This is a genomic window from Haloplanus sp. GCM10025708, from assembly GCF_042663985.1.
Lineage (GTDB): Archaea > Halobacteriota > Halobacteria > Halobacteriales > Haloferacaceae > Salinirarus > Salinirarus marinus.
Map to the genome: position 1 here is coordinate 107,134 of NZ_JBHSZA010000003.1, position 25,412 is coordinate 132,545.

The 25,412-nt window shown below is 57.7% G+C and carries 30 protein-coding genes and 4 pseudogenes; 14 read left to right on the forward strand and 20 right to left on the reverse strand.

What is annotated here, in order from left to right; genetic code table 11:
* Window positions 1–283: 283 nt before the first annotated feature.
* The 11 genes and pseudogenes from ACFQJD_RS00915 to ACFQJD_RS00965 all read right to left on the reverse strand — a co-directional run bounded on the left by ACFQJD_RS00915 (window position 284) and on the right by ACFQJD_RS00965 (window position 9,899).
* Entirely contained in the window at window positions 284–919 is a 636-nt protein-coding gene (locus tag ACFQJD_RS00915; protein WP_379795481.1) for an IS6 family transposase, read from the reverse strand.
* 372 nt (window positions 920–1,291) lie between these two features.
* On the reverse strand, window positions 1,292–1,741 hold the full coding sequence (locus ACFQJD_RS00920) for a universal stress protein (RefSeq protein ID WP_379795483.1): 450 nt from the start codon (window positions 1,739–1,741) through the stop codon (window positions 1,292–1,294).
* 256 nt (window positions 1,742–1,997) lie between these two features.
* A complete protein-coding gene (locus ACFQJD_RS00925) occupies window positions 1,998–2,684 on the reverse strand; it encodes an ATP-binding cassette domain-containing protein (RefSeq protein ID WP_379795872.1) in 687 nt (228 codons plus the stop codon).
* Window positions 2,663–3,787 (reverse strand): ATP-binding cassette domain-containing protein, encoded by a 1,125-nt coding sequence (locus ACFQJD_RS00930; RefSeq protein WP_379795485.1) that lies wholly within the window; start codon window positions 3,785–3,787, stop codon window positions 2,663–2,665. The genes ACFQJD_RS00925 and ACFQJD_RS00930 overlap by 22 nt, the downstream gene beginning before the upstream one ends.
* Before the next feature lie 97 nt (window positions 3,788–3,884).
* A pseudogene (locus ACFQJD_RS00935) lies at window positions 3,885–4,818 on the reverse strand (thiamine pyrophosphate-dependent enzyme).
* 5 nt (window positions 4,819–4,823) lie between these two features.
* Window positions 4,824–5,099: a hypothetical protein gene (locus ACFQJD_RS00940; protein ID WP_379795487.1), complete on the reverse strand. Its 276-nt coding sequence runs from the start codon at window positions 5,097–5,099 to the stop codon at window positions 4,824–4,826.
* Window positions 5,100–5,358: 259 nt separating this feature from the next.
* Window positions 5,359–6,740, reverse strand: a pseudogene (locus ACFQJD_RS00945) (2-oxoacid:acceptor oxidoreductase family protein).
* 87 nt (window positions 6,741–6,827) lie between these two features.
* The gene (locus tag ACFQJD_RS00950) at window positions 6,828–7,118 is read right to left on the reverse strand and encodes a hypothetical protein (RefSeq protein WP_379795489.1); all 291 of its coding nucleotides are present in this window, start codon (window positions 7,116–7,118) and stop codon (window positions 6,828–6,830) included.
* Between the two features lie 184 nt (window positions 7,119–7,302).
* A complete protein-coding gene (locus ACFQJD_RS00955; RefSeq protein WP_379795491.1) occupies window positions 7,303–8,421 on the reverse strand; it encodes a DUF2249 domain-containing protein in 1,119 nt (372 codons plus the stop codon).
* Between the two features lie 115 nt (window positions 8,422–8,536).
* Window positions 8,537–9,547 carry a hypothetical protein gene (locus ACFQJD_RS00960; protein WP_379795493.1) on the reverse strand — a complete coding sequence of 337 codons (1,011 nt, stop codon included), beginning with the start codon at window positions 9,545–9,547 and terminating at the stop codon, window positions 8,537–8,539.
* A 37-nt stretch (window positions 9,548–9,584) separates the two neighbouring features.
* Entirely contained in the window at window positions 9,585–9,899 is a 315-nt protein-coding gene (locus ACFQJD_RS00965; RefSeq protein ID WP_379795495.1) for a CGCGG family rSAM-modified RiPP protein, read from the reverse strand.
* 107 nt (window positions 9,900–10,006) lie between these two features.
* On the opposite strand from ACFQJD_RS00965, the gene ACFQJD_RS00970 reads away from it, so the two are divergent.
* From ACFQJD_RS00970 to ACFQJD_RS00985, 4 genes are all read left to right on the forward strand, one after another.
* Window positions 10,007–10,336, forward strand: a complete 330-nt coding sequence (locus tag ACFQJD_RS00970; protein ID WP_304450004.1) for an antibiotic biosynthesis monooxygenase family protein — start codon at window positions 10,007–10,009, stop codon at window positions 10,334–10,336.
* Window positions 10,337–10,754: 418 nt separating this feature from the next.
* A complete protein-coding gene (locus ACFQJD_RS00975; RefSeq protein WP_379795496.1) occupies window positions 10,755–10,997 on the forward strand; it encodes a hypothetical protein in 243 nt (80 codons plus the stop codon).
* Between the two features lie 153 nt (window positions 10,998–11,150).
* Entirely contained in the window at window positions 11,151–11,366 is a 216-nt protein-coding gene (locus tag ACFQJD_RS00980) for a heavy-metal-associated domain-containing protein (protein ID WP_379795498.1), read from the forward strand.
* 154 nt (window positions 11,367–11,520) lie between these two features.
* Window positions 11,521–11,796: a hypothetical protein gene (locus ACFQJD_RS00985; protein ID WP_379795500.1), complete on the forward strand. Its 276-nt coding sequence runs from the start codon at window positions 11,521–11,523 to the stop codon at window positions 11,794–11,796.
* Window positions 11,797–11,969: 173 nt separating this feature from the next.
* On the opposite strand, the gene ACFQJD_RS00990 is transcribed toward ACFQJD_RS00985, so the two are convergent.
* On the reverse strand, window positions 11,970–12,320 hold the full coding sequence (locus ACFQJD_RS00990; protein ID WP_379795502.1) for a DsrE family protein: 351 nt from the start codon (window positions 12,318–12,320) through the stop codon (window positions 11,970–11,972).
* Window positions 12,321–12,520: 200 nt separating this feature from the next.
* Between ACFQJD_RS00990 and ACFQJD_RS00995 the strand changes: the two genes are divergently transcribed.
* Both ACFQJD_RS00995 and ACFQJD_RS01000 read left to right on the forward strand, forming a co-directional pair.
* Window positions 12,521–12,901 carry a cupin domain-containing protein gene (locus tag ACFQJD_RS00995; protein ID WP_379795504.1) on the forward strand — a complete coding sequence of 127 codons (381 nt, stop codon included), beginning with the start codon at window positions 12,521–12,523 and terminating at the stop codon, window positions 12,899–12,901.
* Between the two features lie 2 nt (window positions 12,902–12,903).
* Window positions 12,904–13,209, forward strand: a complete 306-nt coding sequence (locus ACFQJD_RS01000; RefSeq protein WP_379795506.1) for a cupin domain-containing protein — start codon at window positions 12,904–12,906, stop codon at window positions 13,207–13,209.
* Window positions 13,210–13,263: 54 nt separating this feature from the next.
* On the opposite strand, the gene ACFQJD_RS01005 is transcribed toward ACFQJD_RS01000, so the two are convergent.
* The gene (locus ACFQJD_RS01005; protein ID WP_379795508.1) at window positions 13,264–13,548 is read right to left on the reverse strand and encodes a sulfurtransferase TusA family protein; all 285 of its coding nucleotides are present in this window, start codon (window positions 13,546–13,548) and stop codon (window positions 13,264–13,266) included.
* On the reverse strand, window positions 13,541–14,524 hold the full coding sequence (locus ACFQJD_RS01010) for a hypothetical protein (RefSeq protein WP_379795509.1): 984 nt from the start codon (window positions 14,522–14,524) through the stop codon (window positions 13,541–13,543). Before ACFQJD_RS01010 ends, ACFQJD_RS01005 begins: the two co-directional genes overlap by 8 nt.
* A gap of 190 nt (window positions 14,525–14,714) precedes the next feature.
* Between ACFQJD_RS01010 and ACFQJD_RS01015 the strand changes: the two genes are divergently transcribed.
* The gene (locus ACFQJD_RS01015; RefSeq protein ID WP_379795511.1) at window positions 14,715–15,587 is read left to right on the forward strand and encodes a hypothetical protein; all 873 of its coding nucleotides are present in this window, start codon (window positions 14,715–14,717) and stop codon (window positions 15,585–15,587) included.
* 43 nt (window positions 15,588–15,630) lie between these two features.
* Here the strand turns inward: ACFQJD_RS01015 and ACFQJD_RS01020 are convergent.
* Window positions 15,631–15,875 (reverse strand): annotated as a pseudogene (locus ACFQJD_RS01020) (DUF2249 domain-containing protein).
* 50 nt (window positions 15,876–15,925) lie between these two features.
* Window positions 15,926–16,381 carry a metal-dependent transcriptional regulator gene (locus ACFQJD_RS01025; RefSeq protein ID WP_379795513.1) on the reverse strand — a complete coding sequence of 152 codons (456 nt, stop codon included), beginning with the start codon at window positions 16,379–16,381 and terminating at the stop codon, window positions 15,926–15,928.
* 125 nt (window positions 16,382–16,506) lie between these two features.
* On the opposite strand from ACFQJD_RS01025, the gene ACFQJD_RS01030 reads away from it, so the two are divergent.
* The 3 genes from ACFQJD_RS01030 (at window position 16,507) to ACFQJD_RS01040 (ending at window position 18,809) form a co-directional block, all read left to right on the forward strand.
* The gene (locus ACFQJD_RS01030) at window positions 16,507–16,857 is read left to right on the forward strand and encodes a DUF488 domain-containing protein (protein ID WP_379795515.1); all 351 of its coding nucleotides are present in this window, start codon (window positions 16,507–16,509) and stop codon (window positions 16,855–16,857) included.
* 50 nt (window positions 16,858–16,907) lie between these two features.
* Entirely contained in the window at window positions 16,908–17,726 is an 819-nt protein-coding gene (gene ric / locus ACFQJD_RS01035) for an iron-sulfur cluster repair di-iron protein (RefSeq protein WP_379795517.1), read from the forward strand.
* A 240-nt stretch (window positions 17,727–17,966) separates the two neighbouring features.
* On the forward strand, window positions 17,967–18,809 hold the full coding sequence (locus tag ACFQJD_RS01040) for a hypothetical protein (RefSeq protein WP_379795519.1): 843 nt from the start codon (window positions 17,967–17,969) through the stop codon (window positions 18,807–18,809).
* A 443-nt stretch (window positions 18,810–19,252) separates the two neighbouring features.
* Here ACFQJD_RS01040 and ACFQJD_RS01045 read toward each other — a convergent pair.
* From ACFQJD_RS01045 to ACFQJD_RS01055, 3 genes and pseudogenes are all read right to left on the reverse strand, one after another.
* Window positions 19,253–20,613, reverse strand: a pseudogene (locus ACFQJD_RS01045) (hypothetical protein).
* A gap of 180 nt (window positions 20,614–20,793) precedes the next feature.
* Window positions 20,794–21,057: a hypothetical protein gene (locus tag ACFQJD_RS01050; protein WP_379795521.1), complete on the reverse strand. Its 264-nt coding sequence runs from the start codon at window positions 21,055–21,057 to the stop codon at window positions 20,794–20,796.
* A gap of 92 nt (window positions 21,058–21,149) precedes the next feature.
* On the reverse strand, window positions 21,150–21,770 hold the full coding sequence (locus ACFQJD_RS01055) for a hypothetical protein (RefSeq protein WP_379795523.1): 621 nt from the start codon (window positions 21,768–21,770) through the stop codon (window positions 21,150–21,152).
* A gap of 448 nt (window positions 21,771–22,218) precedes the next feature.
* Here ACFQJD_RS01055 and ACFQJD_RS01060 point away from each other — a divergent pair, with 448 nt between their 5' ends.
* Window positions 22,219–23,001 carry an alpha/beta fold hydrolase gene (locus ACFQJD_RS01060; RefSeq protein ID WP_379795525.1) on the forward strand — a complete coding sequence of 261 codons (783 nt, stop codon included), beginning with the start codon at window positions 22,219–22,221 and terminating at the stop codon, window positions 22,999–23,001.
* Between the two features lie 286 nt (window positions 23,002–23,287).
* On the opposite strand, the gene ACFQJD_RS01065 is transcribed toward ACFQJD_RS01060, so the two are convergent.
* Window positions 23,288–23,608, reverse strand: a complete 321-nt coding sequence (locus ACFQJD_RS01065) for a CGCGG family rSAM-modified RiPP protein (protein ID WP_379795527.1) — start codon at window positions 23,606–23,608, stop codon at window positions 23,288–23,290.
* Window positions 23,609–23,756: 148 nt separating this feature from the next.
* Between ACFQJD_RS01065 and ACFQJD_RS01070 the strand changes: the two genes are divergently transcribed.
* The 3 genes from ACFQJD_RS01070 (at window position 23,757) to ACFQJD_RS01080 (ending at window position 25,393) form a co-directional block, all read left to right on the forward strand.
* Window positions 23,757–24,017, forward strand: a complete 261-nt coding sequence (locus ACFQJD_RS01070) for a DUF2249 domain-containing protein (RefSeq protein ID WP_379795529.1) — start codon at window positions 23,757–23,759, stop codon at window positions 24,015–24,017.
* A gap of 118 nt (window positions 24,018–24,135) precedes the next feature.
* Window positions 24,136–24,795: a helix-turn-helix domain-containing protein gene (locus tag ACFQJD_RS01075; protein ID WP_379795531.1), complete on the forward strand. Its 660-nt coding sequence runs from the start codon at window positions 24,136–24,138 to the stop codon at window positions 24,793–24,795.
* 124 nt (window positions 24,796–24,919) lie between these two features.
* A complete protein-coding gene (locus ACFQJD_RS01080; protein WP_379795874.1) occupies window positions 24,920–25,393 on the forward strand; it encodes a redoxin domain-containing protein in 474 nt (157 codons plus the stop codon).
* Window positions 25,394–25,412 lie beyond the last annotated feature (19 nt).

A 25,412-nucleotide genomic window follows, 5' to 3' on the forward strand; every position in this document is an offset into this window, starting at 1 on the left:
CCCATGATATTGAATGGACAGATGACCTTCGTGAGTACCTCTTCAACGGGAGGACACGATCTTGTCCAATCCAAGCTCGGAGACTGCATCTGGGACAACGAAGAGACGAGCAGCCGAGTCGTGGTCTTCTAATCGATTTTCATTTTACGACTCAACACCGCCGATCCGAGCTCATGCGGATTCTGTTTCAACCGGTCCAAGTACTCCCCATGTCATCGCTGATGTTCTCCAGCCAATCTTCGAACCTCGCCTTACAGGTTTCGGCTGTCTCGATGGGTAGTGTTCAGATAAGCTGATTCCATGCGAAGGCGAACGCTTGCAACCAGTTTTCGGCGGTACTCGGCTCAACGTGGCTGAAACAGTTTGAGAACTGGTTGGTTCGTCGTTTTACTTCTCTAAAGATACGTTCAACAGCATTCCGATTCCCATGAGTTTCATGGTGGAATCGGAGGCCGTGACGGTGGCAGGCGGCCTGCAGCCACGGTGCGCCATCGACGAGGAAGATCGCGTCGTCGACGAGATGTTTCTCACGGAGTTCCGAGAGGAACATCTCGGTGAGTGCCTGTGTTCTCGTCGGAAACAAGCGGACGTGGAGCAGGCGGTTCGTGGCGGGATCGACGGCAGCGTACAGCCAGTATTGCTCGTCGTTGAGCTGGATCACGGTTTCGTCGACCGCAACGTGATCCGGGTCAGCACCGTCGAGCGGCTGTAGATCGGCCTTCTGTACCCAGTTATGAACGGTGGATCGACAGCGATCGACACCCAACCTATCGAGAATAGAAATGGTATCCGAAAGTGATAATCCAGCCAAATGGAGTCGGATACCGAGCTTCATCGCCGGCTCGGGTGTCGCCTCTCGCTCCAGAAAATCTAACTCGAAGCAGTCGCTACCACCGACGAGGCGGGCGATTTCTGCCATAGACCAGCCGAAAATCGCACCGCCTCACTCTTCATCCTTATCTGAACACCGCCGTCTCGATGTGTTCCATGAATCCAGCGCCACCGTCCCGTAAATTCTCGCCACAGAACGCACAGAGATCTGGATTGGCCCAGTCATCGGAATCTTGGGGTGGATGTGAATCGTTAGAAGCCATATCGGTGATTACTGTCTCTGGGTGGATAACCCTGGTTATGAACTATCCACTGATGGTTCCCTCGGACGTTATCCACATCTGTATCTCCGTTACGGCATATGTGGGCTGGATTATTTGACTGATGGAGTGCTGACCTTTCTTGATTCCCTTAAAATCCTCACTAGCTGCGGTTCTACCCCATCTATCCAGTGGCTCGTTTATTCGTCAACTTCCGTTTTTATAACGACTGTCGGACGACTGGTAAGCCTGAGAACACGCTCTGTTACACTTCCAAGTAGCGCCCGGTATTCCGCTGGACGATGCTTCGTCCCGAGGACAACCATATCGACATCGTTGCGATCTCCATAATCAAGGATCGTTTCAACCGGGTGGCCGTGTTTGAGCGCTTCCTTGGTTTCCACGTCGAAATCCATCGCACTCGACCGGACCTGCTCAATTGTTTCTTTACCGAGTTCTTCGAGTCCGTGTTCCGGTCCTTCTGCTTCGTTCACGTACTCATCTCCGCTGTAGGCCGTGTAGATGCTCTCATCGACGACGAAGAGTACGTGTAGGTTGGCCGAGTGTTCCCTTGCAAGTTCGATTGCGTGCCTTTCGGCGTTCCGCGATGAGACGGTTCCATCAGTGGCGAGTAGAATCCGGTCGTACATTCTGTCTGGAATTTACCCCGTCACCCAATAAGACTACCTCGCGATTCCCACGAAGATGTCGAGAAACATCACAACCGTTTCCGCGATTGGAGCTTTGTTCACCCGTTCATTTCCAAGCGGTTGGGGAAGGAAGCATAATCTGAACCTGCAGACCACGTGCGAGCCTACGTTCACTCCGAGGGAAGGACACCATTTGCATCACGCTTCGACGATTTTCTGTCGAGGGTGTCGTTTCCACTCCCATTCGAATGGATGTTCAGTCCCAGTAGTAGTATTCGCCGCTCGATTTTTGTTTCCGGTCGAGTTGACTGCCCGGCTTATTCACTCGAGGCCTACCGGTTCGTTCGTCCCGTCGAAACGTGATTCCGAGGGCAGATAGAAACGCGTTCATGCCATCCCGCATCGATTGCGGAGAATTTGCATAGCCACTCTGACTCGGCTCACCCTCGAAAACGATCAACCGATCGGCAACTCGATCGATGACGAAGAGGTCGTGATCCACGACGAGCACGGGTCGATTCGTTCGTTTGCTGAATTGGTGAATCCGATCAGCGAGTACCACTCGACGGTTCACGTCGAGGAATGCTGAGGGTTCGTCCAGGAGATAGAGATCTGCATCACGGGCGAGACATAGTGCAATCCCGACACGCTGTAACTCCCCGCCCGAAAGCGAGTCAAGTGAGCGAGCGTACAACGATTCGAGGTCGAATGGATTCTGAATTCGTGTTTTGAATGATTGGGCGTGGATATCGGTGACTGATGCAAAGCGTTCACGGACTGTAACGTCGCTATCCGGCGAGATATACTGGGGTTTGTACGATACGAGGACATCTTCCGGAACCCGGCCACTATCGGGAGTTACACTTCCAGCGAGCATTTTTACGAACGTCGTTTTGCCCAGTGCGTTCTCTCCGACGATACCTACCGATTCCCCGTCGTGAATCTGACCCGGTTCGACGACGAGTGAAAAGTCCGCGACCGATTTCTCAAGCTGCGGATATACAAGGGCCGGTTCGTTGTTTTCGCTGTCGCGAGAGCCAGCCGACGGGAAGTCGATTGAATGACGCCGAATTTGGACGTTTTCTTCCGATAGTTTTCCCTCCAAGAACTGGTTGATGCCCGTCCGTACTGCCGACCGCTGGGCAACGACGCCGAATCCCCCGGTTCACCGTACAAGACGTGGATTGCGTCAGAGAGTAGGTCGAGCGTCGCAAGGTCGTGTTCTACGACAACAGCCGCGGCATCGGTTTCCTGCACGTGACTGCGGATCGTCCGTGCTACTGACAACCGCTGTTTGATGTCCAGAAACGACGATGGTTCGTCGAACAGATAGAGATCTGCCGCCCTCGAGAGAGTCACCCCGATAGCAACCCGCTGTCGTTCACCTCCGGACAGATCAGACAGTGACCGATCGAGGATCGAGCGGAGACCGAGTGCATTGACGAATCGATCCGGATCGTCAGAACGGGAAGCGAGCAGTTCGCGTACCGTTTCAGCGTCGGTCTCGTGGAGGGAGTCGACCCGTTGGTCCTTGTAGGCGGTGTCGACCGATTCGTCTCGGAGTCGTTCGAGATGGGTCTGCAGGGTCGTCCCCCGAAACGATTCGATCGCCCGGTTCCAGCCTGCCCCTTCATCGTCCCCGCCAAAATTTGGCACTTGGTTACCGGACAGAATGTCCAACGCAGTACTTTTCCCGATGCCGTTGCGGCCGAGAAGGCCGATTACAGAACCATCGTCCGGGATGGGGAGATTGTACAACCGGAATCCGTTCTCACCGTACTGGTGGACGAGCTGTCCGGTTTCCGCCGGAAGTGGAATAATTTGGATCGCGTCGTTAGGGATCTTCTTTTCGATGAGTTTGTGCTCGGCTAGGACGTTGGCGTCGTCGATGTGAAGTTCACCATTCTCAGTGACGTGGAACCCTTCGTGTCCAGACCGATTCAGCGGATCGTATTTGACCGCGATATTTCGTACTTCGTCGGTGACCTCATCCTGGTCGATGAATGCGACGTATTCTTGCTTCCGTCCGCTTTGAGGCCCTGTCATGGATTACTTAAACCATCAGTCCGAGTATTCATTGGTGACTGTTGCGGGGGAATATTCCGGTAAACCGAGTGGTACGTGGTGAATTTGGGTTGCTCGATCACCGATGCCGATCAAGCAGGTCAGACGACGGCTTCCACTCGGCGTTTTCGTCAAAGTACTGTTCGACGATCGGTTCGTCGGGCATCTGGCCTGTTTGACGCTTCTCTTCGCTGTAGGACGGTCGCCCCTCTTCCACGAAGAACCGGCCGGTTAGAATTTCTCCTCGTGGAGACGCGTGTCGGCTTCTCGCATCATTTGCGCCGCGTCGTCACGGTCGTGGACGTCGAACTCGAAATCTTCGGAGTCCTGAACGTCGATGTAGGGCACGTACTGCTTGGCGTCCTTGTTCCACGTCGGACACTGAGTGAGGAAATCGACGTGGGCGAAGCCGTCGTGATCCATCGCTTCGACGAGGATTTCCGTCGCCTGCCGGGGATTAACCGCTGCAGTCCGTGCAATATACGTCGCACCTGCATTGAGGCCCCACTCCAGTGGCCGGATCGGGTTCTTCGCCGAACCGGATGGTTGCGTCTTGGATTTGTGTCCCTTCGGGCTCGTCGGCGACGTCTGTCCTTTGGTCAATCCGAAAATCTCGTTGTTGAACACGATATAGGTCATATCGTGGTTCTCGCGGGCTGTGTGCGTGAAGTGATTGCCACCGATCCCGTAGCCGTCGCCATCGCCACCCGCGGCGACGACCTCAGGTCGGGGTTCGCGAGCGTCGCCGCCCGCGCGACCGGGAGCGACCGACCGTGAATCGAGTGGAATCCGTAGCTCTCGAAATACGATGAGAGTTTGCCCGAGCATCCGATTCCCGTGACGAGCAACACCTCGTCGGGGTTCTTGCCCCGTTCCACCATCGCTTGCTTTAGTGTCTTCAGGACGGCGAAGTCCCCACAGCCAGGACACCACGTCGCCCGCGGTTCGACGCCGGGGGTGAACGCGTCTGTATCTACCTCTTGATCTGCACCGATTGCGTTGAATGCACTCATTGTGGTTACCTCGAGTTGGTTGCTTTCGTTGGTTCGAGACGCGTCGTCGGTGGCGCCACACTCGGATCGTCGGTAATGACGGCACGGACACCGTCGACCACCTCAGCAGGTTCGAAGGGATTGCCGTCGTACTTGAGCAGACTATACAGCCGATCACCGTACGCTCCCAGTTCGCGCTGTACTAAGCCCCGGAATTGACCGCCGGAGTTCATTTCGACCACGACAGCTTCCTCGACACTCTCGAGGAAGTCAGCGACGTCAGATTCCGGGAACGGCATCATTTCGCTTACCCCTGGTGCCGAAACGGAGTCATCAGTCTCGTTGAGTCGATCGACCGCTTCGAAGACAGTACTCTGTTGACTTCCCCACCTGGGATTCCGTAGCGGGCATCTTCTGTCCCGTATCGGGTCTGGTGAGTCCCCGTCTCGTCGAGTGTCTCGCGAATTGCCTCCTGCTTTGCCCTCCGTCGGTCGACCTGTCGACGGCGATTCTCGGGATCTTCGCTGATGTGGCCCGCAGGGTTGTGCTCGTTTCCGGTCGTCAGGAATCGGCCACCTTTCTGGCCGGGAAGTGTTCGCGGTACGACGCCATCGTCAGCGTCGTACTGGAAGCGGAGATACGATCCGGACGCGTGGTGTGCGGCGTCTTCGATTTCTTCCTCCGTGAGAACTGTGCCTGGATCCGGGTCGGGAGCTGATTCCGTGAAGACGCTGTCCGGGACTGTCCGATACTCCCCGAGAGCTTCTGGTCGATGACGACGATCGCAGGGAGCTGGTACTCGTAGGCCAGTTCAAACGCTCGACGCGTCTGTTCGTAACACTCCTCGATTGTTCCCGGTGCGAAGACGATTCGGTTGGAATCGCCCTGGCTGGAGTACAGAACGTGGTCGAGGTCGCCCTGTTCTGGTTTGGTCGGCATTCCGGTCGATGGGCCGCCCCTCATGGCCTCGACGAAGACGACCGGTGTCTCAGTCATTTCGGCCGTTCCGAGTAACTCGGACATGAGTGCGAACCCACCCCTGAGGAGCCGGACATCGCCTTTACACCTGCGTGGGACGCACCGATCGCCATCCCGGCAGCGGCAATCTCGTCTTCGACCTGTTCGGAAACACCACCGTACTCGGGGAGATGCTGGGACAGAATCGTGAACACTTCTGTCCACGGCGTCATGGGATAGCCAGAGATGAATCGGCAGCCGGCATCGAGCGCACCGTACGCGACGCCGTGCGATCCGGAGAGGAGGACCGGAGCCTCCTCGTGCGTTCCCTCCGGAAGGACGACGTCGTGGTCGATTTCGTGTTCATCCCGCACTTGATCGTACGCTGCTTGAAGGATCGTCAGATTCGCCTCGAGTGCATCGCCGCTCATCGAATCTGACATCAACGCTTCGATGGGATCGAGATCCAGCGATATGAGCGCCGCCGTTGCACCGACGCCCGCCGTGTTTCGCATCACCTCACGACCGTGTTCTGTCGCGATGTCCCGAAGATCGAGCGGATAGACGTGCCAATCGTGTTCTGCAGCGAGAGCTTCGAGTGACGTCTCGAGCACGCTATCGACGTCGTCGATGTCGATCAGCCCTTCGTCGTAGACGATGATACCGCCATCACGGAGGTCATCGAGGTTTTCTACGAGGGGCTTGACTTCCTCGTTTCCGTAGTAGGCCTCCTCGTCCGGGCTCCGTGCAAACGAGTCGCCCAGCGCCAGGAGAAAGTTGTATCCGTCTCCTCTGGATCGTACTGGCGTCGCCTTCGATCGAATCTCAGCGTACGTGTGGCCACCACGTATCCGTGATGGATAGTGACGATGGGTGAATACGTGGAGGCCCGACCGCATCAGTACTTTCGCGAAGTTCTGGCTCGTTGAGTCGATGCCGTCGCCAGACCCTCCTGCGAGTCGCCAAATGAGTTCGTTTTCTGTCATAGTATCGGTTGTCTCATCATATTCGGGATACGTGGTGTGACTGTAAGTAGTATCACGGGAATATACTCGTCTCACTGAGGCGAGACATCAGAAGGAATAGGTCCGGTCTCGTTGATCGAAATCCCAGACACCTCCCCGGTCATCGTAGAACTTGCGTCCGACGAACGACTCGTCTAGATTCCCGAGGATGGTCTGATACACGTCGTCGACGGACTCGTAGCTTCGTTCATTGGTGGTATCTAGCACAGTCCCAACCGTCGTGGGTTCTCCAGTGGGAGGCCTCAGTTCTGCCTCACCGAGTTCGTCGAGGAGCGCATCGTGTGTAATCGGAAAATCGACCTCTTGCTCACACAGACGCTGAATTTCAACCGGTCCCATACGCAACCATCGCCCGCCACTCCGATAAGCATTGGGCAGTGTTGACAATGTGCGTGTGGGAACTTTCCCGGTCTGGACCCGCCCTAACTACGTTCTCGACCGATCGGGTTGGCACCACATCGACTTGAGTTTGAGTTCGGACGAGCGACCAATTCCGCCTGTTCCCAGCTCCCGGTGACGCAGTTCAGAATGGGGTCCCCTCTTCTGCGGGATCCGACGCCTCCTGATCTTTGGGTTCGACCTTGCCGACGAGCACCCGGAACTCCCCGGGTTCCTTCTGACGGTACTGCCAGTGGAATTCCGGCCCTTCCTCGGAGGTGAACTGGTGGTAGAGCGGCTTTGGATCGTGGTCGTTGATGAGGACGAACGCTTCGCCCCGTTCGAGGTCGTCGTACGCTTGGAAGATCAGCTCGTGGCGACGGGCTGGCGGATACTCCCTGACGTCGAGTTCCTGACTGACTTCGACGGGGAGGTCTTCGTCAGCTCCGGACGATGCTTCTTGGTCTCCATCGACCCCCTCGCCGGCGTGGTGTACGTGATGGGCATCCTCACCGGCACAGGAGCTCGCCTCGGCGTCTTCATCGTCGACGTCCGCGCGCTTCGTGATTCGGACGGCGACGCGCCCCGGTTCCTGCTCAACGATTCGCCACTCGAAGGCGTCGCCATATCGCTGCTGGAACTCCTGTTTCAGCGGCCGGGGTTCGTGCGGGGCAACGATCTCCATCGCTTCACCTTCGGGGATCATCCCGTATCGGTGGTGAATCGACGGGTGCCGCTCGGATTTGGGGATCTGACGAACGTCGTACCGGGTGATGATGTCGTCGTCCGGCGCAGTCGACTCCTCGGTCTTCTCGATGGCGACGCGCCACTCACGTCCCCCTTCGTCCAGATATTCCCACTCGAAGGTGTCACCGCGCGTCGATTGGAGCTCGTGGTACAGTGGCTTCGGGTCGTGGTCGTTGACGAGCACGAACCCTTCCTCGGGGACGAGTTCGTCGAAGCCTTCGAGCAACACCTCGTGGCGTCGCTGTGGCGGCATGACGCGGACGTCGAAGTCCGGGAGCGCGTCGGCGGCGAGGTCGCCCTCCACCACGATCGCCACCCGAACCTCGTCTGCTCCCCTTGTCACGTCCCACGAGAGTTGGACGTTACGTTCGATTTGATACCGCAGCAACGTGAAGCCGGGTACCTGATCTGCGATCAGATGAAACGTATCCCCCGCTTCGCCACCGTCGAACTGCTCGTAAAGGCGATCTCGAATAGCGTCACGAGACGCACCGGTCAGGTCAATCTCCGTACCCATACTATCGACTTTAGGGTCAGGGTGGATAGGCACTGGGGCGAACACTTCCACTGACACTTCGCAGCGGCCACCACACAGTCCGTTCTCCGGTTCAGGTCAGTAGCCCGACGGCTCGTCACGGTGGCTCGTTATTGTTTGATCTGGCGTGTCCTCGACGGGTCCTCTCGCGAAACACGTGGAGATCTAGCGGCGACCCTGTCCGGTCGTTGGAACCGGCCTGTGCGGCCACCTTAGCTTCTCTTTCGTTGTACGGTGGGTCTAAATCCGTAGTCTCGATCCGTGGTGTGACGCCTGGCCAATCGTCCGGAACGACCCCCACGAGTTCAATTCGATCCATCCCTGCCACGTGGTGAGCGGATTCGAGGTGGTCATTGGCGAGCACCCAACCGCCCGCTCGCAAGTTCCGCTCTACGATTGCCTCCTCGACGAGTCCTGCATTTCGAAGGATGATCACGTCGGCCCCGCCAGCCACGGAATAATCTGTAGCATCGCCCCAACGGGCCGCATACCCCGCTGCTGCCAGGTCGTCCATCGCCGCCACGTCGACGTCGACGTATGTAACCCCGGCCTCGGGAAACGCAACCGATGGGCTCACATCGTGACCCGATCCAGGGTGGTACACGACATCGGCGTCGATACCGAACCGGTTGGCGACGGCTCGGTACTGGGCGATTCTGTCTGCAAAGGTGACTGGCGACGAACCGGCGTTCATAGACAGCCGGTGGGCGGGACACCGCTCGGCTGGGAGCAGGTAGTCGCGTTCACCCGTCTCAGGGTGGGTTCCATACCCGGCTGCATGAACCGCCAGTGTCGCCTTCCGTACTGGTTCGGTTGCGGCGACGACTTCGGACCAGTCAGAATGCGTCCGATCTCGCGCTCGCTGAACGTACCTCGCCACCGCGTCGCTGGCTACGTGGTAGCGATCAAGGACGTCGTTTGCGATCTCGGCGCCTGACTCCTGAGTTACTTCTTGCATCGCCGCGTCCCGTTCTGCCGGTGTAGCGTGGTCGTCGTTCGAGAGTGTCTTGCTTGCGTCCCACCAACCATTGAGAAACCACTCATAGTCTGCCAGGGCGTTCTGCAACCGCTCGGCAGCGAGCCGAAGGTCACTGACGGTGGTCGTCATCTTTCGGGCGTCAAGTCACGGCTGGTCGTTCGCACACTCATACCTCGACGCGGACGATGTGGCCGCCACAGTTGCACTGACAGACGTACACCCAGTAGACCGCGTCGCCGAACGTCTCCTCGAGTGGTTCGTAGAGATACTCTGATGGGTGTCCGTGTGCCTCGTGAGTGACGAGCTGGACGAGAGATCCCTCGACGGTATTCTCGACCGCTGTGATCGCCTCCTCGACCAGTAGCTCTCGGTCTGTCGCGTGTTCGGGTCGCTCAAGGTCTGCTGCCCACGCGCTCCCGTGGACGTGATCGGTGACCGGTTCGGTCCCGTGGTTCTCGTGATTGCTGCGGGTGTCAGCCATTGTCGAAATTACCACGGCTATAACCATAAACTCACGAACGAACGTCCTCGGTGCGAACATATCCGAACGAGAATTTAGGAGACGACGGTACTAACGACCTCACAGGAATGATAGTCGTTTCTAACCGGGTTACCGTTCCGGACGAGCGGGTAGAGACGTTTGAAGAGCGCCTCCGAACGAGTCACGGCATCGAAGACAGGCCGGGGTTCCGCGGGATGACCGTCCTCGCACCCGTCGACGCGGAGGGCCACATCACCATGACGTTCTGGGAGACGAGAGAAGACTACGAAGCGTGGCGAGAAAGTACCGCCTTCGAGTCAGCACACCAGGAGGCATCCGCGGAACGGGCCTTCAAGAACAAGAATAAGGTGGAGATTCACGAAGTCGCCGTCGATCGATCGACGACAGAATCACCAGTACACGTCAGTGGGGAGTGAGGATTCCGTGTCACTAATTGTGGAGCGCGGATCCAAACGGCCGTTAGTCGATACGGTTCTCCAAAGTGGATTCGCTCTCCAATTGATGATCGGTACAACACCGCGTCGGTTCGATTTGGCGACATCATCCGACCTATGGACGTGATGAGACGAGGGTGGACGTTCGGTGTCGGGTTCGCAATCATAGGTGCACTCGCCGTCGTTGCCGTCCAAGGAATCGACTCAGTTCTGGCCGGTGCGGTCGTGGGCTTTTTTGCTGGAAAGACGGTTCAAAGTCTCCTCCTGACGGTCAGCGGTCTATAGATCCAATGACACGTATCTATGGGTCGCGGCTATGGAATAGAGTCGTTATTGGCGCCGACATGGTCCAGGGCAGCAGTGATTTGGGAACGATCAACCATTGCTAGGTTGTAGTGAAATGGGAGATACAGAAGACATGGAGCGGTATTCGTATCTGATTCGAACGGGGCCGGGTCGGAACGAGTACGTCGTTGCCACGATTCGGAAGTACTACGGGGAGTTACTAATCAACGTGAAGAAAGACCCAAACGGAGGTGAGAACTGTCTCATCATCACGGCTGTTACTGAAATCCCGACCGAGGCAATCGAACGTATTGGGGAGGTCGAGACAGTTAACCGGTTTTCTGCCGGAACCCAGTAACCGCCCGATCTATCTGAACGTGCGACAGGCCATACACTCGTAGTGGGTGAGAATGCTCTCCGATAAACTGGTGGATATCCTCGATGGTCAATGATACTCGGAATACATTCGCGTGAATAGTTACCAAGGTCCGACATCAACTGTCAAGACGATATGGACTCGATTGCTACCGTCCCGGTCACCGATACTGTCTTCGAGTGCGACAACTGCGAGAATACGATCATTACCGTCCTGGAAGGAACCGCTGGGGTCGATGGAGTGACCATTGAGACGGATAATCGAGCCTTGGTGATCGAATACGACCCCGAGACTACTACCGACGAAGAGTTACACGGCCTCGTCGAGACGTGGGGATACGCACCCGAGTGAAATCTGCCCTCCGCTATTCGGACTCCGAAATCCTACGCACGACGGTAATGACGTAGCCGCCACAGGTACACCGGCGATGTCCGGTCACGGCGATGTCGGGGACTGTTGATCGCAGAGGATCGAGAAGGTAGTCCATGGGATCGCCGTGACACTCGTGGGTCACGAGGTCAACGGGAACGCCGAGACGAGTCCCTTCGATGGCGTCGATAGCCTCCGCGACGACCAGACGGGTGTCGTTCGCGTGTCGATCCGACTCAAGATCGGCAGCCCATGGTTGGTCGTGCTCGCGGATGGTGACTGGTTCGCGCCCGTCAGCCGGATCTACCGACATCAGAATGACCCCACTTTCGAGAGGGATCGAATCGCGATCAACTCGGCTGGAATCGCTCGAAACTTCCACATAGTCGTCGATATCACCGAATCCTCGTGATAGTTGGTTCGAACATATACGCTGGTCTCACGAAATTCATCGCTCGAGCGATCCTCGATCACTACGTTCCGTACCTTGATGAATGGCGGCAAACCCGGAACTACAGACTCGTTTCGCCGCGAGTCGGGACGTTCGATCATCAGCACATCGATCGATAACCATACCGTCGTCGCTCAAACGATGTGAAGTTCGTATCCGTCGTCGACGAGCCCCGCAACGTCCGGGGCGTGCTCGGTCCCTTGGATTTCAAAGCCCTCGGCCTCGACGGCGTCAGCGACCCCTTTGAACGTCGCACAGTGATCGCAGACGCCAGCAATCAGTCCTGGTTTCTTGGCGTCCTTGTAGGCCCGAACCGCTGGTTCCGGGTGGTCCTCGATTCTGTCGAACCAGTAGGTCGCCGCGCCGTCGAAGTACACGGCAACCTGGTGGCCCGCCTCGTGGAGCTGACGTGCGTAGGTAAGTGGATTGGCGAATTTCCCCGGCGTCTCCGGTGAGGACAGGAGCAGGAAGGAGTGTTTTGCCATAGACGCATCGACGTTGGATGGCCAATTCCGTGGGCATGGAGGCGAACATATCCCGTCGATCGCTGCCTCGACGAGTCGCCGGTCGGAAACATTCGGACCAAAGCTCTTCATCCGTACACGCCAACCACCAGTCGTATGCGCGATACAGTCTCATCTCGCTTGACGGAGAGCCGAACAGAGAGGCCGCCGAGGTGGTCGCTGTGACTGCAACGACCTTCGACGCCGAACGGGCCTACGACGACCAGAAGTTCAACGCCGTGGAGGTCTTCAAAAGCGAGCGCATGAAGGTCGTCTGTGGGTACTTCGAGCCCGGTCAGTTCATCCCCGTTCATGCTCCATCGAGCGACGTCGCGATTCACGTTCACTCGGGGACCGGACGCGTCCGCAGCGGCGACGACGAACACGCCATCGAACCCGGCGACGTGGTCGTCGTCGAAGCCGACACCGACCGCGGGATCAAGGCTGACGAGGATGGTCGGCTCGAAGCATTCCTGGTTACTGCTCCGCCGCCGACGGACGCCGAACACGACCCCGTTCGCGAGGGGATCAAACGAGGAGATTTTGACCCAAGGGGTGCGTGACAATGGTTGAGATCGAATCCATCGGGGATCTGGACGGAGCGCCCCACGCAAACGTCTTTCCCGACGCCGAACCGAAGACAATCAGATTGACGCTGGATGCGGGCGAAGCAGTAGCGGCCCACGACCACCCGGACCGCGAGATTGTCCTCTATCTGATCGAGGGAGCGATCGAACTCACCCTCGACGACGAGGAGTACGACCTGAATGCGGGCGACATCGTTCGTTTCGACGGGCGCCGGGAAGTCTCTCCACGGGCAATCGAACCGAGCGTCGCACTGATTGTCCTCGCTGAACGGTCGAGCAGCTGATCGCGATCGTTGATTTCGACTGCTTCGATGTGTGCAACCGGCCAGAAAGCCCGGTTATGTCTGGTGGATGCGAAGGTACGTAGTGTACTCGGTTCTGAGCAGTCCGGTTCGATCTTTCGTGATTGCAATCAATTCGTGGGGCGTCTGTTCAGCCAGCTGTGGATACTCCGTTTGAGCACGTTTGTCAGTACTCTTCACGACGAGGACCGTTCCGTCGTCGAGGTCTTCGAGCGCTTTTTGAACGCGTACGATACCACTCGCGCAACCGCGACCCCGATTGTCTACGACCATGTCGGGAGCGATGTCCGGGTCCGTCGTCGCATCCGTGACTTCAGTCATCGGTAGACACCTCGCTGTCAGTCTCCACCCGCGACGCTCCGAGCTCCTCGAGGTCACAAACACCCTCGATGGGTGAACAGGCCCGCCACATAGGACACAGTTTGAAAATGATGATGAGTACGCCGATGAATCCGGCCTTCGCGAGAATCGCGAGGCCGATCGTCGACGTAACGTACACCGAGACGTTCAGGCCGATAGCATCGACTGCCTGATACGCTCCGGTAAGGAAGATCGTCGGAATGACGAAGCGGACAGCCCATCGGAAGCGTTCCAGTTGCTCGGCGGCAGCGGCGACGACGTCGACCCGCGGGCGCTCCTGTCCCGACGGGACTGCCACAAAAATATTCCAGACGGCTCCACCGATCCAGACGGCAAACGCCAGCAGATGGAGCATCCGAACCGCGGTACCAGCCGGTTCGAGACCACGCATCGCGACTTCGGCAATAGCCGTTGTGAGCAGTGTGAGCAGACCGAACGTCAGTGCGAGCAGCCCCGCTCGACTTCTGAACTGGGATTCGACTGTCCGATCCGCGAGGATGGTCCAGGCGACGATGCCAACAGTAGTCAAGCCGAGCATGGCGAGGGAAGCAACTTCGATGGTCGTTCCAAATCGGCCGACGTACCGCCAGAGTACGATGCTCCCCGCGAGAACTGTGACGATCACCGCAAGGCTGGCGATACGATCGAACCGCTCGTACATCGCTGCACAGTAATCGCGAGCACCGGTCCCGAGGTCCGCCGGACGAACGAACAGATGCTTCCAGAGCAGTCCGCCCACGAGCGTCCCCAGTGCGACGAGAAACGCCCACGTTGCGACTGCAGAGACGATGCCACTGTCGCCGGCCAACGTGGTAGAGACCCAGCTGCCGAGCAAGGACGCAGCTACGATGATCGTGAGTGCGACCTTCGGAAGGAGGTACCGGTCAAAGAGTGCCTCCGTGGTGGGACTAGACGCGGATTGAGTGGGGTTTGACATCGTGGGGCCGCCTCGTGTTTGACATTAGGCCTGTCAAAACTAAACCTGCGTCCGGATATATTCGATACGGGCCCAGCACAACACCGCAAGACCGAATTCTCACGAGTTGATGACTGAAAACCCGTCATTTTCCCACCAGGCGAATACATCCGTGGCGAAGTTTTCCTGTACGGAGTGTGAAGCCGCATATATGAAGGGAGAGGCTGGAACGGCGACGACTTCGATCAGCTGGCGGCGTCATCCGGATGTCGACGATCGGAAACCGGTCGTTCGAACGGTTCCTTATGCCGAGTTCGTACTCGAGCACCCTGATTTGGATCCGACGACACTTAATACAGAATTCTTCCCCGACGCCGTTCCGTATACCGATGGTTCGAGAGAGCGAGTCTTCTATTGGCGGTCTGCCCTCCGTGATTCGTCGCCGCCAGCTACCGACTGGTCGTTCGTGTACGCGACCACTCACGATCTCGTCGGTTGTTCCGAAACCGTTGTCGGAATTCGAGGCCTTACGACGGAACCAGCGACTGGCGTCGCGATCGTGGTCGACGGGACAGCGGGTGGCGATGCGAGTATGGTACACGTTCGAGACTACGAAACTCCCAATCTCCGCATCGTCGACGTGACTCCCGACTTGATCCGTCTCGCGGTGGACGGTGACGACGTTGAAGTGGCAGTAGGTGGCCGACAGCGGATCGAACTGTCACCACAAACCGTGGAGCTGATCAGCGACGACGAACCCGAGGAGATCACACCCGAACTGTCGGTTCGCTATCCTGGCCGCCGCAAGATACACCATCCAGTTTCGAACGCTTCCGACCGGTTGTTCCCCTCGTTCGACCTCGACCTCGCGTCGCTGTCGAATCCACTCGCCGTCCCCCTCCAGAATGAAGAGCTCGATCACGCCGCTCTCGCTACCGATCTGGGCGTCAGTCTCGAAGAGCGTCCGTATCCCGAGCGGGTCCTCTGGCAGGCATTTGCGTATACGGCCTTCGACCCACGTCGAGAGTCAGTCCCGGATATTGGACGAACCGATGACGACCACCTCGTTGTTACCCCCCGTTGACCGACACTATAGAACCGTATGCAGCAAGAGTCTGATCATTCCCTCAGGCGTGTTCAATACGGACGTGCCACTGGCCCGGACCACGCTGCTCAGTTTTGTACTCGAAACCGCGCTCTGTCAGGACCTCATACAGCGGTTCAGGCTCGAAACTGTTGACAAGCAACAGCGTCTCTCCTCGCGAAGTTCGCCAAGGGCGGTCATAATCGGATCGAACGGCTGGCCGTCTATCTCTCGGACATCGAGTACTTCGTCCGCGTCTGTGTCAGGTCGGCACTCATGGAACCAGATTGGTGACGGGTCGTCCAATACACGACCCCGACTATGTTCGAACGAACCCGCTACGCGATGCGACACCATCGTAGTCCTGTCTCGTCTGGGGGCAGCGATCGATGCAGGGTGGTCGACCAGATCACGCAATCGCTTGATAGCCTCAGGAGGAAGCGTATAGCCGATCTCGTAGGACTGCTCATCGTCGAGATCCGCGGAGAGTTCCGCCTCGAAAAATTCTCGACGACGCAGAGTCGCCAGGCGAGTTCACGGGCGACCTCGCTGCCTTTATCGGTCAGTTTCACGCCAGTGTATTTCTTCACGGTTACCAGCCCTGCGTCCTCTAGCTTCGAACTCATTTCCGTGACGCTCGCTCCGCTGACGCCCAGACGTGCCGCAAGTTCACCAGGTGCCACTCGGTCGGCGTCCTCGGACAGCCAATCGATCGCTAGGAGATACTGCCCCGTACGCCGACCGACACTCGCCCCGGCGAGTCCAGTGGCCATTGAGCTGACTTCGGTCGTCATACGTATTCGTCGACGCTCGGGAAATGAAGTCCCTCTCCCGAATCCGTTCACGTGGCATCACGCCATCTCCCCGAAGACGGCCAAATAGACGTGACCATCAAGTTTCTAGGCGGAGAAGGCGTACCGTGAAAATCACTACGAAGCGGATCTACGACGACCCTGACAACAATGCAACGCGGGTGCTCGTTGACCGGCTTTGGCCTCGGGGAGTTTCGAAGGAGGAGGCACAACTCGATGCGTGGATCAAGGAGGTTGCGCCGTCCGACGGACTCCGGACGTGGTACGACCATGACCCAGACCGATGGACGGAGTTCACAGAGCGGTACATCTCGGAACTCGAAGAGGAGGATGACGCCGTCGAACGTGTTCTCGACGTCGCCAAGGACGATCGGCTGACGTTGCTGTACGCCGCTACTGACCGGGATCACAATAACGCCGTCGTCCTGCGCGAGTATCTTGAATTACGCGTAGATTGACCGAGGAGGATGCGCACGAATTTGAGGAGCCATTCGCCGACCCCGTATTCATGGACGTCCTGGGACCGCTGGTGGCTCGTAGTCCGGCAATGTTCGGCTTCACCCTCAAGGACCTACGGACGCGATCATCACGTAGAACCGAGATGTCCAACGCGACCATCGATCCCCAGCGACCGGTAGGGGAACTCGCCCGTGAGGTACCGGCCTACACCCGTGTTTTCGAGGCAGCGGGTATCGACTACTGCTGTGGTGGGGATGCCTCCCTCGCGATGGCGTGTGATCAGGCCGGGGTCAATCTGGACGATGTCCGCGAAGATCTCGCCGACGTCCAGACAGACGACGCTCAAGCGATTGACTGGGACGACCTCGCGGACCTGATCGACGACGTCGTCGAAACCCACCACCAGTACCTGCGTGAGGAACTGCCGGCACTGGAGGGGCTCGTCAGAAAGGTCGCTCGCGTCCACGGAGAGAACCATCCCGAACTGGAGGCGCTCCGAGCAGCGTATCTCGCCCTCGCGCCAGCGATGAAGGCACACATTCGGGAGGAAGAAGAGGAGGTTTTCCCGATCATCGAGAAGCTCGACCGTGGGGATTCGCTCTCCGATGCGGAACGCCGACGACTTCGGGAGGTAATCGAGGAGATGGAGGCGGACCACGAGGAAACGGCAGAACTGCTAGATCTCATCGCGGAATTAACGGACGGGTACACCGTCCCGGCCGACGCGTGTCCGAGTTACGAGAGCATGATCGAGCGTCTCGATGCCCTCGAGCGAGATACGCACGAACACGTCCACAAGGAGAACAACGTCCTCTTCGTTGAAGCGGAGACGAAACTATCGGACGGTGTCGAATCCCGAAATTCCTGATCGCTATCTCTCGTGGATGGACCGATTCGGGTTCCGTACCGAGTCGGATCGGACACGGATTGTAATAGCTCCTGACTTCGCCGGGAGTGTCTCGTCTCGAACGGGGGCGACGCACAGCCGTAACACTGGCATGCCGGCACACGAAATTTATTGTGACCGATCTCATCGGCAACGTTCATGAACCGAGCTGGTGGCGTCAGTCGCTGGACGCACGCGTTTGCCGTCGCCAGTGCACTCGGGATGGTCGGCCTTCAGGCGACGTATCTCCTCGATTGGCCGATCCGGGTGATCGGATTGTTCGGGCTGTTGGGAGCTGTTCTGCCGATGACCTTCGGCATGGCCTACCTGTTGCTCCCGGCATACGTCGGAACGACCCTCGCGACACCCCGACTCCCCGGCGTCCACCTCGTCGTCTCGTACGCCGGCGCTGCCGTGCTCGTGGCCGGACAGCTGACGACGCTTTCCCGGGCACTCGTCACAGCGGGTGCCACCCTCTGGAGTATCGGTGTCGCTTGTTTCCTGGCCGCACTGGGTGCGACAATCGTTCCTGTCCTTCGGGCGGATCCGAGCGTGGTGATCCGCGGCAGGGACCGCCCGCAACGATCGACGCGTGCCGCTACCGGGACAGTCCTTCTCGCGATTCTATACCTAGCCGTCGGTACCATCGCACTCCTCACGAGGATGTCCGGCATACAGGTGATTCCCAGTGCCACGATTCCCAGTGTCGTGCACTACTACGCTGTGGGCTTCGCAGCGCTGTTGATTGTGAGCCTGGGCGCGCGACTCCTCGTCGGCTTCTATCACGTTGTCCCGCCACGGCTGCTTACGTGGGGTGCTCTCGGTGGTGGTGCCGTCGCCCCCGCCCTCATCGCCGGTAGTTTCTGGTCGTGGCCACTGTTCCAGGTGGGTGCCGTCGTTCTGGCGTTCGGCATACTGTGCTATCTCGGGATGGTGGCCGTCGTCGCACTTCGGACCGACCGCCGACGCATTGGTCTCGTCGGCGTCCTGGCGGGCGCATTCGCAGGGGTAGGGGTGTACTCGTCGCCGCGACGGTTGCAATCGATGGCGATGCCGCCTGGCTGATTGAAGCACACGTCCCACTCGTACTCGACGGCTTTCTCCTGCTGACGATCATCGGCTATGCATACGAGTTCTTCCCAATCGGAACGGGCCAGTTCACTGGTGCGAGTGAGCGTGTCGGCCTCGCGACGATCGGCATATTCGGGTTCGGAGTCGTACTGCGAGCGGTAGAGCCACTATTCCGCGCACCGATGGTAGGAGACGCCGGTGCCACGCTCGGTATCGTGGGGACGAGTGTCTACGCCTACGTACTGACGAGACGTCTTGCTGGTATCCACGTGAGATGAGTGCCAAACGGACTGCTCAACCCGATGCTCCGAAAGAGACGGAATGCTGACTACGATGGGCGGTGCAATCCGACGAACGTTGTCTCGGTTATCCCGTCCGATCATGTAAGAGCTTCAGCTGGATACGTCAATGTGATCCCATGGATTCCCCCGGTCCGCTCACCGCGGGTCCTCCGACGTGGTGTCGGTTGACGAGCCCGGCGACACGCCAGGAACGAGTACACCCACGAGCCCGTTCGGACTGTGAGTTCGAATCACGGAACCCATGTTCCAGCCGAACACAAGAATGCCCGCACCGATCAAGAGCCCGCCAAACCCTGCGAGGAGTGACGAGAGGGTCGTCCAGTCCGCGATAACGAGCGCAAGGCCGCCGATCGTGAACAGTCCGAGGTCGAGGGCTGCCAGCCTGTCGTCGTAGAGGTCGTCGATCATCGGCACGGCCTCGTACCCGAGGAGATCGCTGTAGTGGTGTACCCACACGATGAAGGGAACGATGTGGTAGATCGTTCCGAGGACGACGAAGCCAATCACGCCGAGCCCGAGCAGGTGTGTAGCTCCCGGCGCGCCAAATCGGGTTGCCGGCGCGACCGGGTCGCCGATCCATACGGGAACAGTCACCAGGACCCACGCCGCCATCGCCACTGCCGCAACAGTGTACCGTGAGAGCATCGGCGTCCACGGGACCTGTGTTTCGTAGAGGCGACGGGCAAGGATGATACTCATACACCCGATACCACCGAGGATTAGGAGCCCGCCCACGCGGGCGAGCGCAACCTGACCGACCAGCCGACCAATCGCCAGGGTTACCACGCCGATCGGGTAGCCGACCTCCTCGAAGCGCTGGAGGTACGTGTCGATCCCGTGGAGGTCAGTCTGAGTGAACATCGTGCCCAGCTGATAGAGGGCGCCGAGGACCGTCGTCAGGACGGCGCCGTAGATGGCGAGGGTGGCGTGGGCCGAGACGACATCGACGCGTGAGAGACCAATGGGGACGAACACCGGTCGAACGAAATCGACTGCGAGTGAGACGCCGAGCAGCGTGAGCGCCACGAAGAATGCGAGTGCGAACGCGAAGTGTCGTTCGGTCTCGTCATATCGACCTTCGATGGTGACGAGTGTCCGGGCGATGTTGTAGACGAACACCCAGAAACCGATGGCCATCAGGATACCGAAGATTGGCGTGAGTCGAAGCCAGCCACCGGCCAGTGCGACTGCAAAACCAGTTAGTCCGATACCGACGACCCACAGTTGGACGGTCGCGAGCCGGCGACTGTGGAGCGTGACGCCGGACCAAACGGGTACAAACTGGGTCATCGCACCCATGATCGTGATACAGATCCACCCCGCCAGCAGCAGGTGAACGTGAGCGAGGGGAGGAGGCCCGACCCCATCCCAAAAGCGTTCGTCACGCCAACAATTCCTCCGACGAGCAAGAACCCGATACCCACGACAAAGTGTCGGAGCGGGACGGTCATCGGAGGCTGCTTCTCCGTCTCCAGGTTCCCAGGAACGACACTCATTCTCTATGCGTTCGTGATGGATGGGGGAGTCAATGCCTCCGAATATATTCAGGAACGACTGAGTATCGCCGATCCTACGGACTATCGCCAGCGGTAGCTTTGCTGCGAGAAGGATTCTATCGGTCGTCTATCGTCGCTGTATTCGCCACCGTTGTGTTCGAGAAATGGTGTGGCATTCGTTTACCGCATCATGTACTCGCGAGCGATCTTCTCAGCTTCAGGGAGATCCTCGGCAATACCGAGTTGCTGGTTGTCGGTACCCTGGACTCGAACCAGAAATCGCCAGCCTTCGAACGAATTGGGTTCTTGGATATCGTTGATGTAGACAGTCCGATCGCCGTCCGAATACGCGATCCGCGTGTATTCGCGTTCGAGGAACGAATCGTGATATTGCTGTTTGTTCCGAAGTTTCCATCCCTTGGGGAGCGTTTTCGCCACTGCCATGTTGGATCATTGGTGACGCGGAGAGGTCAGTCTCGACACGAACATATCCACCTAACCGGAACCGGAGTGACAACCGAGTAATCGAATTTACCTCAGAATGGCGCCTGGGGACCGCGACTCGTCCCTTCTTCTTTCATCGAGCGCTCCATTGGGTTCGACCCCACTTCACGTGACTCGGTCGGCACGACGTGCTCGTCACCGTTATCGAGGTACTTCATTTCCAGTTCTGCGAGCTGTTCGTTGATGGCTTCACTCTGGTGATGCATCGGGGCCGCCCGGACACGAACGAGGTCGTACTCGTGACGGTCCGACAGGCCGTTCCAAGCTCTGAACGAGCCGATCGTCAGCGTGTGCGTCTGCGGACAGAATGGCGTCGTCGGGGTGAATTCGGCTCGCAAGACGGTATCGATGTCGTCCGCAGCGATGGCATCATCGGCATCGGATGATTCCACCGCATACCGATACCCTGCGCCGGGATGGCGCGTATCGAGGTTCAACCGTGCCAGGTTGTAGTTGAACGTCATGTCGTATACCTTCCGCTCCTCGAAGAGTTCACGCGTCAATCTGTGGAAAATGACGTGGTCCGATCCAGCCAGGATATTGTGTCCGTCGAGAAACGGCCCTGACCTTGGAATGTTATCAGAGACGAATTCGTCGTAGGGATCGAAGAGCTCGTCGTCCTCGCCTCCGAACGGAGATGGGAACCCGGGCATAGAATATCGTACGGTCTCGAGTGGCCTGGTTAGTTCTCCGAATATATTCAATTGAGTGGCTTTGTTGAAATCCTCATCAGCTAATAGGAATAGTGCCCGACTCGCTAAGTACAGTGGACTCACGCACCGATCCACCGTTGAATTATACAGCACCTGTCAACAACACCATGCAAGTACAGAGGATGAACGTAGCATAATTTGTCCCGGTGTCTCGCGCAGAGACACTCTGACAGCTACTCTGTCCGTTCGGATATTGTCCTGACCAAATAATTATGATGGCTTGAAAGACACTTGGACGCATGTCATCCATCCATGAGGATATTTCACACGGGCGGGCGAATGTCGGAGAGATTAATCTTCATTACGTGGAACTTGGTGACTCCGAGGAAGACGAGACATCTCGTCCGTTAGTAATTTTGCTCCACGGGTTCCCTCAGTACTGGTACGCGTGGAGGTTTCAGTTGAAACCCCAGCGGATGCGGGATATCACGTCGTCGCACCCGATCTCAGAGGGTACAACCGTTCGGATCGGCCCGAATCTGTCGAGGCATATCGTATGGAACATCATCTGGCAGACCTCCGTGGACTCGTCAATCATTTCGATTCAGATTCGGTAACCGTCGTTGGTCACGACTGGGGTGGTGCCTTCGTTTGGGAGGCAGCCGTCAGACAGCCCGATCTTTTTGATCGCCAAGTCGTTTTGAACTTCCCTCATCCAGGCCCGTACAAACGCGACCTGCTCACATGGGGCCAGCTTAAACGCTCGTGGTATGTCGGGTTCTTCCTGCTTCCGCGACTCCCCGAGGCGGTATTGAAACGTGACAACTACGCATTCGTCGATCAGTTATTTCGAGATGACCCGGTGAATCCAGATCGGTTCTCCAAAACTGATATTCGACGCTACAAACGTGCACTCTCCCAACCAGGTGCACTTACTGCAGCGGTTAATTACTACAGGGCTCTCATCCCTCAGTACTCGCGGCGTCTGTTCGTCGAATCTGTTCCGTTTGTCGGCACAGGGCTTCCACGAACGACATCCACGATCGAGACACCGACGATGGTCATCTGGGGTGAACAAGATTCTACGGTGGTCCCTTCGATGGCAGCCGGCCTCGAAGAATGGATACCCGACGTGGAGGTCCATCGGTTGGAGAATGCCAGTCACTGGGTTCAGGAAGATTGCCCAGACACCGTCAACACACAGCTCTTAGAGTTTCTCCAACATCACTGAGTAGAGCAAACGTGTCGTTCCGTACCCGGCATCTTCCAGTCAAACGAGTTCCCGTGCTGAATATATAATTGTGTTTCACACGGCTATCGGAACAGCCCTTTGAGATGGTGGGACTCTCAGTGGTAAATACGCAAACTCACTTATCGGTTGTTTCACCACAGTTCATGTCTAATTAAGAGATATTTAACAGAGCCAAACGAGTGTAGTTTCGGAGAGGAAGTCGGAAGTAACTCAGCTTTGGTATACGGAGAAATTGAGCCGGTGGTAAAATCGCTGCTTACGAATGCTACGGAACGTGAACTCTGACGACGTGACCCCCGCACCCACACTGTTCGATGTATTCCCAATCAATATCGTCACCTCCCTCGCTCTCTAAAACGTCGTAGAGGTAGTCTTCTGGATGACCGTGGTTGGCGTGTGTGACGAGGTTCACGTGGTTGCCTGAAGCGGTGTGGTCGATCGCCGAGAGAGCCTGGTCGACCACCAGCTGGCGGTCGTCGGCGTGTTCCGGTTTTTCGAGATTCGCCGACCATGAGTTGTCGTGGACCCGGTCAGTGACGGGTTTTGCGTCGTGGTCGTGATCGTGGTCGTCGTGGGTGCTAGACATTGTTTCCATTCAGATATACGGGGGCAGATGCGATAAGTACCAGGCCGATTCCCCGGGACAAGACCAAGACGTAATCTTCCATCGTCTATCTATCGCCTTGAACAGATTCGGGTCAATGTGTTTGACCGTCTCGTTCCGACTAGGAGATATGGCAGAGATTGACTCATACGTCGAGGAAGTCGGAGCACCCACTGACCGACCGATCGAAACACTCGATGCGAGAGAGCTACCGCCACCACAACCACTGAAGAACACGCTCGAACGGCTTGCTGACCTTGACGACGAGGTGGTACTCGTCCAGCGGAACGATCGCGCACCCCAACACCTCTATCCACAGCTGGACGACCGTGGCTACACATACGAGACGATCGAAGGCGACGGGCAGGTCGTCACCGTGATCTGGCGTTAGTAGCGTTCGTTCAGGGGAATCCCCGGGAGCTACTTTGTACCAATCACGTCGGCCGCACTATTACCCGCACATGTTCGGAGACGCTTTTAATAGTTGGTCGTGTTTAGGTTCACCTAAAATGGTGTGTGCTTCACTTACCCTGACGATCCCAAAGCGAACCTGGATTGGTACTGTCTCACGAGATCATCCGGTAGCGACGTTTCGTGTCCGATCTGCCCAGTCTGCTGATAGCGTCGGCGTTGGATTCGTCGAGCTAATGGCGGAGAAGCCAACGAAGATCATCGAGTCGATCCGATCGTTTGGCCCTGTTCGTACCGTGGAGGTGTTCCACCAAGAGCCGAACCGAGCCCTCCTCCAGATCGAGGCGGACAAACCGATTCTCCTGGACGTTCTCGACAAAGCGGGCGTCCCGGTGGAGATGCCCTTCGAGATCCAGAATGGCCAGGTCGAATGGGAGCTGACCACGACTCGAAACAGATTATCGACGCTTGGGTCAGCGCTAGATGAGTCGGAGGTTGGATACGTCGTCGAGCACATCCACGCCAAGCCCGAATTCGACCGAATCCTGACCGACAAACAGCAACGACTGATCGAAGCCGCCCTGAAACGTGGTTACTACGACTCTCCGCGACAGTGTACGCAGGAGGAACTCGCGGCGTCTCTGGACATGGCGAAGTCGACGTGTTCGGAAATCCTGCACCGCGCCGAGGAACGAATCGTCAAGTCGTTTGAACGCGGAACCGAATCAGACCGTACTGCGGCCCGACAGACCGCCTAACGGCAACCTCCCGGGAAGCTGCTTTTCAGATACCGTGCTGGCAGCAGATGCACTCCCTGAGAGGAACTCGTACGGAGTATATTCGGGCTGGCATTTTTCAATCGACGGCTCGAAGCGAATCTCGATGGTTTCACAAGGAGACACCGCACCGACATTCACTGCAACGCTCGGCACGAGCGACCACGAACCGTTCAACTTCGAAGATCACGTCGATGACGGTCCAGTCATTCTCGCCTTCTTCCCAGGGGCATTCACACCACCGTGTACGAACGAGATGGTCGCGCTCCAGGAGCGAATCGACGAGTTCGAGGAGGCTGGCGCAACCGTCCTCGGCGTGAGCGCTGATTCCCCGTTCTCTCAGGGTGCGTTCCGCGAGGAATACGGGGTCGAATTCGATCTCGTCAGCGACATGGCCGGTGACGCTATCCGGGCATACGACCTCGAGATCGACATCGAACCGCTCGGGCTCTACGGGGTCGCGAATCGGGCGGTGTTCGTCATCGACGAGGACGGGACGATCACCTATGACTGGGTCGCCGATGATCCGACGAACGAACCAGATTACAGCGAACTGATTGAGGCGGTCGAAGCAGCGTAGTTTTCAGCTGCTGGCAGAA

Bases quoted from the DNA above. Each gene is read 5' to 3' on its own strand.
- ACFQJD_RS00930 (WP_379795485.1), bottom strand. From the start codon at position 3,787: ATGACAGGGCCTCAAAGCGGACGGAAGCAAGAATACGTCGCATTCATC.
- ACFQJD_RS00975 (WP_379795496.1), top strand. From the start codon at position 10,755: ATGGGAGATACAGAAGACATGGAGCGGTATTCGTATCTGATTCGAACG.
- ACFQJD_RS01075 (WP_379795531.1), top strand. From the start codon at position 24,136: ATGGTGTGTGCTTCACTTACCCTGACGATCCCAAAGCGAACCTGGATT.
- ACFQJD_RS00950 (WP_379795489.1), bottom strand. From the start codon at position 7,118: ATGGGACCGGTTGAAATTCAGCGTCTGTGTGAGCAAGAGGTCGATTTT.
- ACFQJD_RS01065 (WP_379795527.1), bottom strand. From the start codon at position 23,608: ATGTCTAGCACCCACGACGACCACGATCACGACCACGACGCAAAACCC.
- ACFQJD_RS01010 (WP_379795509.1), bottom strand. From the start codon at position 14,524: ATGTCAAACCCCACTCAATCCGCGTCTAGTCCCACCACGGAGGCACTC.
- ACFQJD_RS01025 (WP_379795513.1), bottom strand. From the start codon at position 16,381: ATGACGACCGAAGTCAGCTCAATGGCCACTGGACTCGCCGGGGCGAGT.
- ric (WP_379795517.1), top strand. From the start codon at position 16,908: ATGGACGTCCTGGGACCGCTGGTGGCTCGTAGTCCGGCAATGTTCGGC.
- ACFQJD_RS01050 (WP_379795521.1), bottom strand. From the start codon at position 21,057: ATGGCAGTGGCGAAAACGCTCCCCAAGGGATGGAAACTTCGGAACAAA.
- ACFQJD_RS01080 (WP_379795874.1), top strand. From the start codon at position 24,920: ATGGTTTCACAAGGAGACACCGCACCGACATTCACTGCAACGCTCGGC.
- ACFQJD_RS00940 (WP_379795487.1), bottom strand. From the start codon at position 5,099: ATGATGCCGTTCCCGGAATCTGACGTCGCTGACTTCCTCGAGAGTGTC.
- ACFQJD_RS00960 (WP_379795493.1), bottom strand. From the start codon at position 9,547: ATGACGACCACCGTCAGTGACCTTCGGCTCGCTGCCGAGCGGTTGCAG.
- ACFQJD_RS01000 (WP_379795506.1), top strand. From the start codon at position 12,904: ATGGTTGAGATCGAATCCATCGGGGATCTGGACGGAGCGCCCCACGCA.
- ACFQJD_RS01040 (WP_379795519.1), top strand. From the start codon at position 17,967: ATGGTCGGCCTTCAGGCGACGTATCTCCTCGATTGGCCGATCCGGGTG.
- ACFQJD_RS00955 (WP_379795491.1), bottom strand. From the start codon at position 8,421: ATGGGTACGGAGATTGACCTGACCGGTGCGTCTCGTGACGCTATTCGA.
- ACFQJD_RS01005 (WP_379795508.1), bottom strand. From the start codon at position 13,548: ATGACTGAAGTCACGGATGCGACGACGGACCCGGACATCGCTCCCGAC.
- ACFQJD_RS01070 (WP_379795529.1), top strand. From the start codon at position 23,757: ATGGCAGAGATTGACTCATACGTCGAGGAAGTCGGAGCACCCACTGAC.
- ACFQJD_RS00970 (WP_304450004.1), top strand. From the start codon at position 10,007: ATGATAGTCGTTTCTAACCGGGTTACCGTTCCGGACGAGCGGGTAGAG.
- ACFQJD_RS00980 (WP_379795498.1), top strand. From the start codon at position 11,151: ATGGACTCGATTGCTACCGTCCCGGTCACCGATACTGTCTTCGAGTGC.
- ACFQJD_RS00990 (WP_379795502.1), bottom strand. From the start codon at position 12,320: ATGGCAAAACACTCCTTCCTGCTCCTGTCCTCACCGGAGACGCCGGGG.
- ACFQJD_RS01015 (WP_379795511.1), top strand. From the start codon at position 14,715: ATGAAGGGAGAGGCTGGAACGGCGACGACTTCGATCAGCTGGCGGCGT.
- ACFQJD_RS01055 (WP_379795523.1), bottom strand. From the start codon at position 21,770: ATGCCCGGGTTCCCATCTCCGTTCGGAGGCGAGGACGACGAGCTCTTC.
- ACFQJD_RS00965 (WP_379795495.1), bottom strand. From the start codon at position 9,899: ATGGCTGACACCCGCAGCAATCACGAGAACCACGGGACCGAACCGGTC.
- ACFQJD_RS00915 (WP_379795481.1), bottom strand. From the start codon at position 919: ATGGCAGAAATCGCCCGCCTCGTCGGTGGTAGCGACTGCTTCGAGTTA.
- ACFQJD_RS00920 (WP_379795483.1), bottom strand. From the start codon at position 1,741: ATGTACGACCGGATTCTACTCGCCACTGATGGAACCGTCTCATCGCGG.